Here is a 15,511-nt window from a genome sequence, read left to right as displayed (position 1 = left end):
AGAGGAACAGCCATGAAGAGTCCCACAGATGTCGTCAGCGGTTTCATTTTGCTTGGGCTGTGCGGCGTCGGCGCTTATAGCGTCGCTACCCTGCCGGATGCCGGAGGCATGGAGCATGTCGGCCCCGGCGCGTTTCCCGCCGGTATTCTCGTGCTCCTGACCGCGCTGAGCCTTGTTCTCATCGTGCAGGGGTTCCGCCGCTCCCCCGTTAAAGTATACTGGCCCGAATCCAAGGTTTTCAAGAAGATCCTCGCCTTCATCGGCTTGTTCTACCTATACCTGGTTACCCTGACTGGACTCGGCGAGCTCTTCTTGAATATGGAAAATCCGCCCTTTCAGGCTAACGGGGCATTCAGCATCAGCACCTTCCTCTTCCTCCTCATAGCGCTTCCACTGCTGGGCAGACGCAAGCCCATCGAGATCCTGTCCGTAGCCGTCCTGACGACGGCGGTACTCGTCTTCGCTTTCGGCTGGTTCTTTCAGGTTCTGCTCCCCTAGCCGCCCGGAACTCCTTTACAGATAATCTCTATGACGGATTGGAGAGGATTTATGTTAGCGAACATTTTTGACGGCATCATGAACGCCATTTCCATGGGCTCCCTGCTGGCAAACCTTATGGGCGTCACCCTTGGCATCATCTTTGGCGCGCTTCCAGGACTTACCGCAGCCATGGGGGTGGCCCTGCTTATCCCCCTAACCTTCGGTATGCCCGCCGTGGAAGCCTTTTCCGCGTTGCTCGGCATGTATGTGGGAGCCATTTATGGCGGCTGCATCACCGCCATTCTCGTCGGCACGCCGGGTACTGTGTCCGCCGCCGCGACCATGCTTGAAGGCCCCGCCCTCACGGCCCGCGGAGAATCCCGCCGGGCTTTGGACATGGCTACCATAGCCTCCTTCGTCGGCGGCATCGTCAGTGCTCTGGCTCTGATTTTCATCGCTCCAATGCTGGCCCGGGCGGCCATGTCCTTCGGCGCTCCCGAATATTTCGCGGTGGCCGTGTTCGGCCTTACCGTGGTGGCCTCGCTGTCGTCCGGGCATCTCGTCAAAGGGCTCATTTCCGCGCTTGCGGGCCTGTTCCTCGCCACTATCGGCCTCGATCCCGTAACGGGGGACATGCGCAATACCTTCGACAACCCCAATCTCTTCAACGGCCTGTCTCTGGTTCCCGTGCTTGTCGGCTTATTCGCCGTCTCTCAAGTGCTCGTAACCGTTGAAGACGTAGTCCGTGGCGTGTCCCTTAAGGAAAGCACAGTATCGAAGCGCGGCATCTCGCTCAAGGATTTGACGGGCAACGTCGTGAACTTCATCCGTTCCTCCGTCATCGGCACGCTTATCGGCATCATCCCGGCTACGGGCGTCAGTGCGGCATCCTTCCTCGCCTATTCGGAGGCCAAACGCTTTTCCAAGACGCCGGAAATGTACGGCAAGGGCTGTGTGGAGGGCATCGCCGCAACGGAATCCTCCAACAACGCGGTATGCGGCGGCGCGCTGATCCCTCTCCTGACCCTCGGGGTGCCCGGAGACATCATTACCGCCATTATGCTCGGCGCGCTCATGATTCAGGGGCTCACCCCCGGCCCGCTCCTGTTCGTAGAACATCCCGTTACCGTATACGGCATCTTCGCCGCCTTCATCATCGCCAATATTATGATGCTGGTGTGCGGGCTCATTGCAGTACGCGGCGCGGGCAAGATCATTGCCATCCCCGGCGCCGTGCTCATGCCCATCGTCATCACCCTGTGCGTGGTCGGCGGCTATGCGGTCAACAACTCCACCTTCGACCTGCTTGTCGTGGCCATCTTCGGAACGGTCGGCTACCTGATGATCAAGTGCGACTTTCCCCAGCCGCCGCTCCTGCTCGCCATGATCCTCGAGCCCATCGCCGAAGCCAATTTCCGCCGGGCGCTTACGATTTCCCAGAACGACTACAGCATCTTCTATACCAGCCCTGTGGCCTGCATCATTCTGCTCGTCAGTTTGCTCGTTCTCCTCAAGCCCGTTTACGACGACTTCCGCGCCGGTCGCAAGGCAGCGGCGTAATCCTCAAAAGGAGCCTCAGCTATGGAACTTTCTCAATGTAAGGAACGGATTGATGCATGGTTTTCCGATAAGGAACCGGAAATGCTCTCCATGCTGGAACGCATCGTCAACATGGATTCCTTCACCAACGATGCCGCCGACGTGAACAAGGTAGGCGAAGTGGTGACAGGATGGCTTGCGGAGGCCGGTTTCCACACGGCAAAACTTCCGAAAAAGCCCGCACCGGCTGACGAGCAGTGGATGAATGGCCTTGGCAATGTCTTCTCGGCGCGTACCCATTCTGTGGAATGCGGACCCGGCGTGGCCTTTATTGGGCATATGGACACCGTCTTCCCTGCGGGTACGGCGGGAGCGCGTCCTTTCCGGCTTGATCGCGCGGCGGATCGCGCCACGGGTCCCGGCGTGACTGACATGAAGGCCGGTATTGTCCAAAACATGTTTGTCGCCAGAGCCCTCAAGGAACTCGGCCTGATGGACGTCCCCATGACGCTGACGTTCTCGCCCGACGAGGAACTCGGTTCCCCTTCCACAACCCCCATTCTGGGCGAGCAGCTCAACGGCGCGCAGGCCGTCATCTGTACCGAACCGGGCTATCCCGGCGGCGGGGTGACGCTGGAACGTAAAGGTTCAGGCCACATGTTCCTTGAAATCATGGGGATATCCGCCCACGCGGGGCGCTGTTATCAGGACGGCGCTTCCGCCATCCTCGAACTGGCCCACAAGATCCTCGCTTTCGATGCCTATGTGGATCTTGACCACGACACCACGGTCAACACGGGGCTCGTCAACGGCGGAACGTCTGCGAACTCGGTCGCTCCCAATGCTTCCGCACGCGTCCATATTACGTTCAAGACGCTTGAAACCGGACGGAGACTGGCTGAAGCGCTCCGCGCTGAAACCGCAAAGAACCATATCCCGGGCACGAGTTCACACATCAGCGGCGGCGTACGCCTTCCTCCGCTTGTCCCCACTCCCGGCGTCATGAAGCTTTTTTCCCTGGCTGAACAGGCCGGGGAACTCATCGGGTATTCCGTCCACTCGGCACCCTCCAAGGGGACGGCTGAGTCCGGTTATTGCTCCAGCGTCCTCGGCGTTCCGGCGATATGCAGCATGGGGCCGGAAGGCTCCAACCTGCATTCCGCGGATGAATACATGATTCCGTCTACCTTTGTTCCCCGGTGCAAACTCGCGGCGCTCACGGCCATTCAGGCCGCACGGGCATTCGCACCCGCCGCGAAGGTTTCCCTGTAACCTTTACCCTCGCAAGGAAGAGACCATGAAGAAGCTTCAAGCCCTGTTTTGCGCCCTCCTCGTCTGCACCCTGCTGCTGTCCGGCCTGCCTCGCACCGCTTCCGCCGCGTATCCCGATCGGCCCGTTACCATCATTATCCCGTTCGGCCCCGGCGGAGCCGTGGATATCGCAGCCCGCATCCTGGCCGAGTACTTTCAAAACAAGCACCAAATCACGCTGAACATCGTCTGCAAGGCCGGCGGCGCGGGGGCCCCCGCCATGCTCGACGTGGCCAAGGCCCGTCCCGACGGCTATACCTTCGGCTTCCCGGCAATAGCCACCTTCTCGACCACGCCGCAGATCAAGAAGACCGGCTATACGCTGGCCGACTTCCGCGCTGTGGTGCAAGTCACCAATATGTGGCTGAGCCTCGCCGTAAACGCCGACTCCGGCATCAAGACCATCAACGAGCTTATGGCCGCAGCCAAGGCAACCCCCGGAAAGTACAATTATGCCACCCACGGAGCCCTCTCCACGCAGCGCCTGTTCATGAGCCGCCTGCTGAAGGCGTTCCCCGGCGTCGATCTCCCCCATGTCAGCTACACCAGCGGCCATGAAGTCTCCACAGCCCTCCTCGGACGCCATGTCACCAGCGGTTTTGGCGTGACCACCAACCAAAAGCCTTATGTCCTTTCCGGCGATTTCACCATGATCGGCGTATCCAGCCCCGAACGCCTCGCTGAATTCCCAGACGTGCCCACCTTCGCCGAACAGATCGGCCCCGAGTATACTTTTGCCTCTTCGCATGGCCTGGTTGCCCCCAAGCGCGTCCCTGAAGACCGTATCCTGACCATGCAGAATCTCGTCAAGGAAGCCCTCGCCGATCCCGACGTGCAGGCCAAGTTCGCCAAGGCCGGCCTGACCACCGATTATCTGTCCGCCGAGGATTTCCAGAAGGCTCTCGACAATATGTGGAAGACCATCGGCGACATCATGCGGGAAAACAAGTTCAACTAGCGACGGCTCTCCCGGATCGCCATCGCGGCGGTCCGGGACCATTGAGAGGAGTGCGTTATGGGATTCAAACGGTCATTCGTCGGTATCTGTCTGGTGCTTCTTGCGCTGGCCTGGAGCACTCCCGCCCGGTCCGCATCACCCATCCCCATGAAGACGGCATGGCTGGGTGAACACGAAACCTTCGCCGTCTGGTATGCCAAGCAGAAAGGATGGGACAAGGAAGCCGGGCTGGATCTCACCATGCTCCGCTTTGACTCGGGCAAGGCCATTGTGGAGGGCGTGCTTGCCTACGATTGGGCCATTGCCGGTTGTGGGGCTGTCCCCGCGCTTACCGCAGCACTGAGCGAGCGCCTCGACATCATTGCCGTCGCCAATGACGAATCCGCCGCCAACGCCCTCTATGTCCGCGCCGACAGCCCGCTCCTCAGCATCAAGGGAACAAACCCGGCCTATCCTGACATCTACGGCGATCAAGCCACGGTCAAGGGAAAAGAGATACTCTGTCCGAAAGGCACTTCCGCCCACTATATGATGGCGGCATGGCTCAAGTCATTGGGCCTTGAGGAAAAAGATGTGCGCGTCAAGTATATGTCTCCGGTACAGGCGCTCGGGGCTTTCGCGGGCGGACTTGGCGACGTTGTGGCACTGTGGGCTCCTCTGACCTACGATGCTGACGCCAAGGGATTCAAACCGGCCGCCTTGTCCAGCAATTGCGGCGTCTCTCAGCCCGTCCTCATCGTCGCCAATCATGAGTACGCTATCCAGTATCCGGAACGGGTCGAGGCGTTCTTGAAGATGTACCTCAGGGTAATCACATTCATGCGGGAAACGCCCGTCGAAACGCTCGTCCCCGATTATGTCCGCTTTTATGAAGAATGGACGGGGCGCAAACTTACCTCCGAAATCGCCGCAAAGGATTTGGCGAATCATGCGGTGTTCAATCTCGAGGAACAGCTTGCCCTCTTTGATGACGCACAAGGCAAAAGCAAACTTCAAAACTGGCTTACAGACATTGCCGCATTCTATGAAAGCATCGGCATGGTACGCAAGGAAGACCGGCAGCGCCTGCGGCGCATGAACGCCGTTACGGACGACTACCTCAAAGCCCTTCGATAGCCGATGCTCCGATGGCTAAAAGGCAGAGAAAAGGCCGGGATTGTCCCGGCCTTCTTGCAAAAAGCAATCGGAAGACTACTCAGTTGCCGTAAATCTGTTCATGTGTGAAGTGGCCCGGAGCGATGAGCACTCTGTCTATGTTTTCACGTGTAATGAGTTTCCCGTTGATAAGGAAAGCGTCGATCTTAAACTTGCTCTCGTTATCGAACTCGGAGTTGACGTTGGGCTTCTTCTTGGTAGCCATGTTGTAGGCTTCATTGACCGCCGTATACGCCATCGATTTAAGGTCCATGTACACGGTGGCGTCCTGCGTTCCCTTGAGCAGTCTCTTGAGCGCGGGAGTTTCGGCGTCCATCCCCGTGATGATCACCGGATTCTTGATGCCAAGCTCCTTGACGACCTCGGCAGCGGCTCCGGCAAAAATGTCATTGTGGGCAAAAACAGCGTCGATCTTGTAATCGTTTTTGATGATGGCGTCAGTGAGCATACGCTTCGCAAGATCCACTGACCATCCGTTCACGTATTCGTCAAGAATCATATGGATAGCCCCCCGTTCCACCAAGGGCCTGATAGAAATCATCGCGCCATCATAAAGCAAGGGGGAGTTAAAATCGTTCTTGTCACCCTTCAAAATGGCAAGATTTCCCTTATAGGTCTTTTCTGTAAGATGCAGCCCCAAACTCTGCCCGATCCTGTAGGTATCGTAGCCCACAAAAAAATCGATGTCTTCACCCATCACCGCCCTGGCGTACGAGATGACCTTAACGTTCTTTTTCTTCGCATACGCGAGGATTTCGTTCGCTTTCCTGGCGTCGCGCGGTATAAGGATGAGCACTGAGATACCGCTGTCGATCAGCTCAAAACAATCCTGCATCTGGGTTTTGGGAGCATCGGCCTTGTTGAAACGGGTTTCCACTTCCATCCCCAGTTCCTGAGCCCTTTCCTCCATGTAGCCCTTCTCGGCGGGCCAGCGCTTCGCTTCACCCACGCCAAAGGAAATGCCGATTTTCGGCTTCGGTGCATCGTCACAGCCGCTGACACACATCAATACCAAAAAAATACAGCACAGAAGCCTTTTGGGCATCGTATACTCCAACGATAACAAAGAACGAGACAAACGGAATACAACCTGTTCGCCTATGTACGGCCCCGTAAAAGTATGGACATTCTCTTATCAATGATACATTTCTTTATCATACGGTCATCGTTGGAAGCAAGAAGCTATCATACGAAAAGCGGCACAATACGCCATTGCCATGCTCTATACAGCTTTATTTTTTGATATAGTTTTTTATAGAGCACTATTGCCATCCATATTTATAGCATATAACTGAATATCGTATAAACAAGGCACGCCTCAGTCTGTTTACAGCCTTCCCGTTTCACAGTCCCAAAACCAACGACGGGACCATACTCAGACGGTACTCCCCGCAACGGTCAAGACGCCGCACATACGGAAATTTTAAATTTTGAGAATATGCTGGTTAACGGAAAGTTTTCTTTGCAAACAAAAGGGCCGGGGAGCATTTCCCGGCCCTTTTGTTTGCCCTGAGAGCTGGAGGGTGAACGCTTTTTTATTTCTGCGATGGAGCGGTACGGGGTTCGAACACAAAAAACGCTACCAGCAGAATCAATATACCCACGGCAAAACCGGAGGCATAGGCGCCATCCCAGAGCCACTTCATGGAAATGATGCTGAACAGGAGCGGTGATACGCTCTGGCTTACGCGAACGGACGTCTCGTTTACAGCAAGGATGGCGGCGCGGTCATCGGGCGTGCCGAGCAGTGCCACATTATCGTTGATGATGGGTAAGGAAAGCCCCTGCGCCGCACCGGAAACGAACAGAGGCACCGCGCAAAGCCACAAACCCGGAACGGAGGCCAGAAAAGCCAGAGGCAGCGTATAACAGAATCCCGCAACCAAGATGAGCGTACGGAAAGACCACTTTGCATGGAGGCGGGGGAGCCCTGCGGCCGCCAAGTAGGAACCGATGGCTACGAACGAAAAGACAAGGCCGATACGAGACGAAGATGCGTGGTACTTCGCTTCGGCCATCATCGGGAAACAGGTGTTGATGGGCCCATAGATGGCGCAGTAGCACAAAAATACCAGCACAAAGAAGCCAATGGCCCGCCTCTCACGTAGGATATTCCCCGTTTGCTTCCAGTAGCGCCGCCAGTCCATCGCCCCTTGCGGTTTTTCCAGCGTCACCATGAGGGACAAAACCGCTGTCGGCAGGGCCAGCGTGAAGACGAAAAAAGGCGCCCGCCATGACCATTCTCCGAGCAGGCCGCCAATGACGGGGTAGACGATGGTCCCGAGGCTCGAAACTGCCGTAAGCCGCCCCATGATACGCGGCAGATGCTTCTCATCCACCATATCCGCCGCAAGGATGGTGTAGAGCACGCCAAGCGGGCCAGCACCAATCCCTTGGATGACACGACAGATCAACACATCTCGCCAGCTCTCCGCAAAGAGGCACAAAATCCCCCCTCCTGCGAATACCAGCAGAGCCGGAAGCAAAACCGCCATTCTCCCGAACCGATCGGACAGTACGCCCGCAACAGGCGTCATTGTGGCTTCCGCCAACGTAAAGCAGACAACCACCATGCCCGCCTCCGCAATGCTCAGGCCGAATGTCCGCGCCATTGCCGGCATGACCGGCAGAATCAGCGTGACCCCCATAGCGCTTAGCAAACGGACTCCGAACAACAACGTCAAGTCTCTTTTTCCCGGCATGGCCCCTCCGCGATGTCTTTTCTCGCCAGCACGCGGCACACCGCGTGATCCACACTACTGAATCATGTCCTACTGCATTTTCTGTTTATTTTTCTTTTTTTGATTTATAAACAATGTACAATTGCTATTCCATACAGAGATTAAACATAAAATTTATATAATGAATTCTTCAATATTTATGTAGATAATACACTTTTACCATTATAATAATATAAATAATACATATAATGTGAATATAAAGACATTACCGTACATCGTATTTCATTTTTAACAATGAAAATAGATATAATGCATATCTATACAATATAATACACTTTATAATTGTTCATATTTTCTCTGCATTGTTAACCTTTGGTTACTTCATGACGTGATGTACTCGTCATGAAACATTCGTGTTACATTCATACAATGCGTGTTACAGACAGTGCAAAGGAGGTCCATATGCACCTTACTCCTCGCGAGCTCGACAAGCTCATGATTCATACCTTGGCTGATGTCGCGCTCAAGCGGAAAGCCAAAGGCTTGAAGCTCAACCATCCCGAGACCGTGGCCGTGCTCTCCGCCGCCGCACTTGAGGAAGCCCGCGCCGGGAAGACCGTCGAAGAAGTCATGGCCGAAACCCGCAAAGTCCTCACCCGCAACGACGTCATGGAAGGTGTGGTCGAAATGATCCCCACCGTGCAGGTGGAAGCCGTCTTCACCGACGGGAGCCGCCTCATCACCATTCACAACCCCATCAACTAAAGGGGGATTTTCCCATGACCAACAAGACTCCGAACAAGACCAAAACGCCGGTCGGCGGCCTGATCCTTGGTTCCGATCCCATTGAATTCAATGCGGGGCGCAAAACCATCACCCTCAAAGTCCGTAACACCGGCGACCGCCCCATTCAGGTCGGCTCCCATTTTCATTTCTTCGAAGTGAACCGCGCCCTCGAATTCGATCGCCACGCAGCTTACGGAATGCGTTTGAACATCTCCTCCACGACCGCCATCCGTTTCGAGCCGGGCGATGAAAAAACCGTATCCCTCGTCTCCATCGGCGGGACTTCCGGCACCTACGGGTTCAACAACCTCGTGGACGGCTGGACCGGGGACGAACACGAACGGGTCATCAACGAAGAACGTGCCGACAAGCTCGGCTTCAAGAACGCCAAAAAGTAATCTCCGCGCCACCGACGCGGCGGAAAGGAGTTTCATATGCCGACAATTTCTCGTCAGGAACACGCTGCCCTCTTCGGCCCGACCGTTGGGGACAAAATCCGGCTTGGGGACACGGATCTGTTTGTCGAAATCGAAAAGGACCTGCGCCACTACGGCGACGAGTCCATGTACGGCGGCGGTAAAACCCTGCGCGGCGGCATGGGCGGCGATGCCCGCCTGAACCGCGATGCCGGCGTGCTTGATCTCGTCATCACCAACGTCACCGTCATCGACGCGGTGCAGGGCGTCATCAAAGCCGACGTGGGCATCCGGGACGGCAGGATCGTGGGCATCGGCAAGAGCGGCAACCCGTCTATGATGAATGGTGTCGATCCTGATCTTATCGTGGGCAATTCTACCGACGCCATCACCGGCGAGCATCTCATCCTCACCGCCGGCGGCATCGACTCTCACGTTCACTACATCTCCCCGCAACAGGGGTACGCCGCGCTCTCCAACGGCGTGACCACCTTCTTCGGCGGCGGCGTCGGCCCCACCGACGGCACCAACGGAACGACCATTACCCCCGGCCCGTGGAATATCAGCAAAATGCTCGAAGCCATCGACGCCATGCCGGTGAACATGGGCATCCTCGGCAAGGGGCACGCCTACAACAGCGTTCCGCTGGTCGAACAGATCGAGGCCGGCGCGTGCGGCTTCAAGGTGCATGAGGACTGGGGTGCCATGCCCTCCATGATCCGCGCCGCCCTGAGCGTCGCCGACGACATGGACGTTCAGGTTTCCGTCCACACCGACACCTTGAACGAATCCGGCTACGTGGAAGACACCATCGACGCCATCGCGGGCCGCGTCATCCACACCTTCCATACGGAAGGCGCGGGCGGCGGCCACGCTCCCGACATCCTGCGCGTGGCGAGCCATCCCAACGTGCTGCCCAGCTCCACGAACCCGACGCTGCCGTTCGGCATCAACACACAGTCGGAACTGTTCGACATGATCATGGTTTGCCATAACCTGAACCCCAACGTGCCTTCCGACGTTTCCTTCGCCGAAAGCCGCGTACGCGCCGAAACCGTCGCCGCTGAAAACGTGCTGCACGATATGGGCGTCATCTCCATGATCTCCAGTGACTCGCAGGCTATGGGCCGCGTGGGCGAAAACTGGCTGCGCGTGATCCAGACGGCCGACGCCATGAAGGCCGCCCGCGGCAAACTCCCCGAAGATGCGCCCGGCAACGACAACTTCCGCGTCCTGCGCTATGTGGCCAAGCTGACGATCAACCCCGCCATCACGCAGGGCGTCAGCCACCTCATCGGCTCCGTGGAAGTGGGCAAATACGCCGACCTCGTGCTCTGGGAACCGCAGTTCTTCGGCGCCAAGCCCAAGATGGTGATCAAGGGCGGCATGATCAGCTGGGCCAACATGGGTGACCCCAACGCCTCCCTGCCCACGCCGCAGCCCACCTACTACCGCCCGATGTTCGGCGGCATGGGCCTTGCCAAGCCCCGCACCCGCATCACGTTTGTTTCACAGGCCGCTATGGAACGGAACATCCGCGAAAAGCTCGGCCTGCGCAGCTGCGTCGAACCCGTGTGCAATATCCGTGGCCTGAACAAGCACGACATGGTGCGCAACGGCAACCTGCCGAAAATCGAAGTTGATCCCGAAACCTTCGCGGTCAAGGTCGATGGCGTGCACGCCACCGTCAAACCCGCCCAGAAGGTTGCCCTCGGCCAGCTCTACTTCTTCAGTTAAATGTTGAAAGACTGGGGGAAGACGCTTTTGGGAAAAAGTGCCCTCCCCCAGCCCCCACCTGTAAGAACTTTGAAGGGTGGGGAGGCTGCTCGAGATGAATCCGTTCCGACGGACTCCCAAACAATTCCCCGACGCCTTTGGAGCCGCCGGGATACGGCTGCAAGGCCGTGTTGCGGCAGCTCCAAGGGAGCCGGGAAATCATTGCCCCGGTGGTCCTTGTCGCCGGAGGCATCACAATAAAGGAAAACCCATGCAGCTTGTAGAAAATGTACTTGGCAACAGCAACGATCCCGCGTGGAAGGCCCGCTTGGCCGACGCCACCATCGATACACTCGAACTCAGCCAATGGGACGCTCAGAAAAACAGGCTCCGCAAGGATACCCGCAAGGGACAAGCTATCGCGGTATCCCTTGACCGCAACGCGTTCCTGCACGACGGCGACATCCTCCTTTGGGACGAAAAAACGAAACAAGCCGTCATCTGCAAAATCGACCTGTGTGAGGTGCTTATCATCGATCTGAGCGGCCTCCAGAAGCTGCCCGCCGATCAGCTCATCGAGCGCTGCGTCCAGCTCGGACATGCCCTCGGCAACCAACACTGGCCAGCCATTGTACAGAACGGCTTCGTGTACGTGCCCATGGCGGTGAACCGCCTCGTCATGAATTCCGTCATGAACACACATCATTTTAAAGACATCACCTTCCGCTTTGCGCCCGGTTCCGAGATCGTGGATCTCCTCGAACCTACGCAGGCCCGCCGTTTGTTCGGCGGAACGGAGCGCCCCATGGACGGCGGTCACACCCACGCGTCTCCCGACGGACATGCGCACCACCATGACCATCACCACACGCACGCACACGAAGGACATTGCCACGACGGCCATTGCCACAACTAAGGCCCCGGAGCATACCGTGAAAAATATTCTTTCCCTCTCCAGAATGATGCAGTTCGGCGACTCCATGCTCCCCGTGGGGGCCTTCGCCTTTTCGAACGGCCTGGAATCGGCCGTCCAGAAAGGCGTGGTCCACGATGCCGAAACCTTGCGTCAATATACGCATACGGCTCTCGAGCAGGCGGCGAAAGGCGATGCCGTGGCCGTCGTTTGGGCGACGCGCGCGGCCCTCGCCGGGGATCTGGAAGATCTGATTCGCGTTGACCGTGAGGTCCTGTGCCGCAAGCTTAACGAAGAAACCAGGCTTATGGCCACCCGCATGGGCCGCAAGCTCGCGGAGATGGGGGCGGACATCACCGAGAATCCCCTCGTCATCGGCTGGCGGGACGCCATCAAGGACGGCAGGGCTCCGGGGACCTATCCGGTCTCCCTCGCCGTGCAGTTCGTGGCAATGGGCCTCTCCACGCAGGAGAAGCTCGACACCGGAACGCTCGACGAAGTCCTCACCGTCCACCAGTACGGCGTCGCCATGACCATCCTGAACGCATCCATGCGCATCATGCGCATCAGCCATATTGACATGCAGCGCGTGCTCTACAGCCTGACGCGGGATTTCGACGCCATGTGCCGCACCGCCATGCGGACGCCACTGGAACAGATGTCCAATTACGCTCCCATGACCGACATCCTCGCCGCCAGCCACGTCAAGGCGCACGTGCGTCTGTTCATGGGCTGATCCGGCCATCCGTTCCAGAAAGCTCCTCCACCTCTTTTTTGAAAAGGAATACGCAATGAAAAAAATCACTCGCATCGGCGTGGGCGGCCCGGTCGGCTCCGGCAAGACGGCCATCATCGAAGCCGTCACCCCCGTTCTTATCCGCAGAGGCATCAAGCCGCTCATCATCACCAACGACGTGGTCACCACCGAAGACGCCAAGCACGTCCAGCGTGAACTGGACGGCATCCTTGAAGCCGAAAAAATCGTGGGCGTGGAAACCGGGGCGTGCCCGCACACCGCCATCCGCGAGGACCCGAGCATGAACCTCGCCGCCGTGGAAGAACTGGAAAGCAAGTTCCCCGACAGCGATCTCATCTTCATCGAGAGCGGCGGCGACAACCTCACCCTGACCTTCAGCCCGGCGCTGGCGGACTTCTTCATCTACGTCATCGACGTGGCCGCTGGGGACAAGATCCCGCGCAAGAGCGGCCCCGGCGTATGCCAGTCGGACATCCTCGTGATCAACAAGGAAGACCTCGCCCCTTACGTCAAGGCCAGCCTTGAAGTCATGGATCGCGATTCCAGGAAGATGCGCGACGGCAAGCCCTTCATTTTTACCAATTGCATGACAGGCAAGAACATCGAAGAACTCACGGACATGATCATCCGTGACGCCCTGTTTGATTTCAAGCCCGCCGAAAAAACGGCCTAGGAGGTTGCCCATGAGTCAGCTCAGCAGCCGCGCCCGCGTCGAGCTCGCCAAGGCGGCCCTTTCGCGGATCGGGCTCGAAGCTCCGGAACTGCGCCCCTATCAGGATGAACCGGCGCAGATGCCCAGCGGCACGGTCGGCAAAGACGGGTACCTGCGGCTTGAGTTCGCCGATCGGGGCGATCGCAGCGTGATGGCGTTTATGGATCGGCGTGTGCCGTTCCTTGTCCAGCGCGCGCTGTACTGGGACGAGGCCATGCCGCAGATGCCCTGCATATTCATCATCACGACAACGGGTTGCGTGTTGCAGGGCGACCGGATGGCGTTGGAGATCGAGGTCGGCAAAAACGCGCAGGCCCATGTCACCACGCAGTCTGCGACCAAGGTTCATATGATGAATGCCAACTACGCCTCGCAGCTGCAGGACATTGTCGTGGAGGAAGGAGGCTATCTGGAGTACATGCCCGATCCGCTCATCCCGCACCGTACTTCGCGCTTCCTCAGCAAGACCCGGCTTTCCGTCGCGGAAACCGGGAGCCTGCTCTACGCCGAAGTCGTGCTGCCGGGGCGGAAATACCACCATGAAGACGAAATGTTCGGATTCGACCTCTACTCTTCGACCATTGAGGCCACCCGCCGCGAGAGCGGTGAAAAGCTGTTCGTGGAGAAGTTCATCATAGACCCGCGCGAAACGGATCTGTCCCGGACCGGAATCATGAACGGCTATGAGGTGTTCGGCAATGTCATCCTCATGACCACGAAGGAAAAGACTATGCAGGTGCGCGAGGCTGTAGAGGCCGGCGTGGATCGGGAGGCGCGCCTCGCCTACGGGGCGTCCCTGCTCCCGGGAGAATGTGGGCTGATTTTCAAGGTTCTCGGCATGACCTCGGAATCGGTCCGGGGCAAAATCCGGGAGTTTTGGCAAATCGCGCGCAAAGCCGTCGCCGGGCGGGATCTGCCGCAAGCCTTCCTGTGGCAGTGACGCGGACCGATAGGAAGCTCCGACGGACACTGGCGGCGGTTTCCGCCGCCCGCGTCCGGACGCCCGCTCCAACAAGCGGGCTCCTCCTTTTCTGCCGCAAGGCCACCATTCAACCCGGCAATCATCCGGAGGAAAACATGAACGCTGTCGCCAAAGACTCACCCAACCCGTGGAACGCCCTCGCGTCCCAGAATCCGGTCGTGCACTTCATTGACGTCTGCCTGCGCGGTGCCGGGCAGGTCATGTTCCAAAACAACCCGCTGACCGGGTTGTTTTTCCTGGTCGGCATCTTTTGGGGCGCCTACTCCGCGCATATGATTTCCGTAGGCATCGGCGCGGTGCTCGGGACGATCATGGGTACGCTTACCGCTTACGCTCTAAGAGCCCCCAGAGAGAACATCAACATGGGATTGCACGGCTATAACGGCATCCTCGTAGGTTGCGCGCTGCCGACCTTCTTTGCGGCCACGCCCCTGCTGTGGGGGTACATCGTGGCGGGCTCGATCTTTTCCACCGTCCTGATGATGGCCGTCTCCAGCATGTTGCGGACGTGGAAGGTTTCGGCCATGACCGGCCCCTTCGTCATCACCACATGGTTCCTGATGCTTGCCGCCTACAATTTCGGCAACATTCAGATCATCAGCCTTCCGCATCCCGCCATCTCTGTGCAGCCCGCAGCGTCCGACCTGTTCGCCCTAAACATGGAACAGTTCTGGAGGGCGGCGTTCGCCGGCGTATCACAGGTGTTCCTGATCAACAACGTGATCACGGGCATCCTGTTCCTCATCGGCCTTGCGGTGAGTTCCATCTGGGCGGCGGTATTCGCCTTCGTAGGCTCCATCATCGCCATTTGCACGGCTCTCATCCTAGGCGGCGGCTCCACGGCCATCATCGCGGGGCTGTTCCAGTTCAGCGCGGTGCTGACCGCCATCGGCCTTGGCACAACCTTCTACAATCCCAACTGGCGGGTCGTCTGCTACACCTTCCTCGGCACCGTGTTTACCGTGGTGGCGCAGGGTGCGCTCAACGTGCTGTTGAACGTTTATGGCATTCCGACCCTGACCTTCCCCTTTGTGGTCGCGGCATGGATTTTCCTGCTGCCCAACATCGATCTGCTCCCGAAGAACTATCAGAGCTGATCATCCTC

The 15,511-nt window shown here is 57.9% G+C and carries 15 protein-coding genes; 13 read left to right on the top strand and 2 right to left on the bottom strand.

The features are described 5' to 3' along the window. Positions 1-12 precede the first annotated feature (12 nt). From T370_RS0104445 to T370_RS0104425, 5 genes are read left to right on the top strand one after another with little or no spacing between them, the layout of a single operon-like run. Entirely contained in the window at positions 13-498 is a 486-nt protein-coding gene (locus T370_RS0104445) for a tripartite tricarboxylate transporter TctB family protein (RefSeq protein WP_009378392.1), read from the top strand. Positions 499-549: 51 nt separating this feature from the next. Next, positions 550-2,040, top strand: a complete 1,491-nt coding sequence (locus tag T370_RS0104440) for a tripartite tricarboxylate transporter permease (protein WP_029434890.1) — start codon at positions 550-552, stop codon at positions 2,038-2,040. A 21-nt stretch (positions 2,041-2,061) separates the two neighbouring features. Then, a complete protein-coding gene (locus T370_RS0104435; protein ID WP_029434889.1) occupies positions 2,062-3,291 on the top strand; it encodes a M20/M25/M40 family metallo-hydrolase in 1,230 nt (409 codons plus the stop codon). Between the two features lie 25 nt (positions 3,292-3,316). Next, a complete protein-coding gene (locus tag T370_RS0104430; protein WP_005027131.1) occupies positions 3,317-4,288 on the top strand; it encodes a tripartite tricarboxylate transporter substrate binding protein in 972 nt (323 codons plus the stop codon). A 57-nt stretch (positions 4,289-4,345) separates the two neighbouring features. Beyond that, complete coding sequence (locus T370_RS0104425; RefSeq protein WP_005027134.1) at positions 4,346-5,404, top strand: ABC transporter substrate-binding protein; 1,059 nt, start codon at positions 4,346-4,348, stop codon at positions 5,402-5,404. A gap of 79 nt (positions 5,405-5,483) precedes the next feature. Here T370_RS0104425 and T370_RS0104420 read toward each other — a convergent pair whose 3' ends face one another. Together T370_RS0104420 and T370_RS0104415 are read right to left on the bottom strand one after the other, a co-directional pair. Next, positions 5,484-6,488, bottom strand: a complete 1,005-nt coding sequence (locus T370_RS0104420; protein WP_029434888.1) for a sugar ABC transporter substrate-binding protein — start codon at positions 6,486-6,488, stop codon at positions 5,484-5,486. A 490-nt stretch (positions 6,489-6,978) separates the two neighbouring features. Continuing rightward, positions 6,979-8,145 carry an MFS transporter gene (locus T370_RS0104415; protein ID WP_029434887.1) on the bottom strand — a complete coding sequence of 389 codons (1,167 nt, stop codon included), beginning with the start codon at positions 8,143-8,145 and terminating at the stop codon, positions 6,979-6,981. Positions 8,146-8,586: 441 nt separating this feature from the next. Between T370_RS0104415 and T370_RS0104410 the strand changes: the two genes are divergently transcribed. The 8 genes from T370_RS0104410 (at position 8,587) to yut (ending at position 15,503) form a co-directional block, all read left to right on the top strand. After that, the gene (locus tag T370_RS0104410) at positions 8,587-8,889 is read left to right on the top strand and encodes an urease subunit gamma (RefSeq protein ID WP_005027142.1); all 303 of its coding nucleotides are present in this window, start codon (positions 8,587-8,589) and stop codon (positions 8,887-8,889) included. 14 nt (positions 8,890-8,903) lie between these two features. Beyond that, positions 8,904-9,308: an urease subunit beta gene (gene ureB / locus T370_RS0104405; RefSeq protein WP_005027144.1), complete on the top strand. Its 405-nt coding sequence runs from the start codon at positions 8,904-8,906 to the stop codon at positions 9,306-9,308. A 36-nt stretch (positions 9,309-9,344) separates the two neighbouring features. After that, on the top strand, positions 9,345-11,063 hold the full coding sequence (locus T370_RS0104400) for an urease subunit alpha (protein WP_029434886.1): 1,719 nt from the start codon (positions 9,345-9,347) through the stop codon (positions 11,061-11,063). A gap of 250 nt (positions 11,064-11,313) precedes the next feature. Next, on the top strand, positions 11,314-11,958 hold the full coding sequence (locus T370_RS0104395) for an urease accessory protein UreE (RefSeq protein WP_029434885.1): 645 nt from the start codon (positions 11,314-11,316) through the stop codon (positions 11,956-11,958). Beyond that, positions 11,885-12,691 carry an urease accessory protein UreF gene (locus T370_RS0104390; protein ID WP_005027150.1) on the top strand — a complete coding sequence of 269 codons (807 nt, stop codon included), beginning with the start codon at positions 11,885-11,887 and terminating at the stop codon, positions 12,689-12,691. Before T370_RS0104395 ends, T370_RS0104390 begins: the two co-directional genes overlap by 74 nt. 55 nt (positions 12,692-12,746) lie before the next feature. Then, positions 12,747-13,385, top strand: a complete 639-nt coding sequence (gene ureG / locus T370_RS0104385) for an urease accessory protein UreG (RefSeq protein WP_005027152.1) — start codon at positions 12,747-12,749, stop codon at positions 13,383-13,385. Positions 13,386-13,395: 10 nt separating this feature from the next. Then, a complete protein-coding gene (locus tag T370_RS0104380; protein WP_005027155.1) occupies positions 13,396-14,364 on the top strand; it encodes an urease accessory protein UreD in 969 nt (322 codons plus the stop codon). A gap of 137 nt (positions 14,365-14,501) precedes the next feature. Next, positions 14,502-15,503: an urea transporter gene (gene yut, locus T370_RS0104375; RefSeq protein ID WP_005027157.1), complete on the top strand. Its 1,002-nt coding sequence runs from the start codon at positions 14,502-14,504 to the stop codon at positions 15,501-15,503. Positions 15,504-15,511: the final 8 nt, after the last annotated feature.

This window comes from Bilophila wadsworthia ATCC 49260, assembly GCF_000701705.1.
Taxonomy (GTDB): domain Bacteria; phylum Desulfobacterota; class Desulfovibrionia; order Desulfovibrionales; family Desulfovibrionaceae; genus Bilophila; species Bilophila wadsworthia.
The sequence above is the reverse complement of the archived record's forward strand: the minus strand, read 5'-3'. Positions and strand labels throughout refer to the sequence as shown.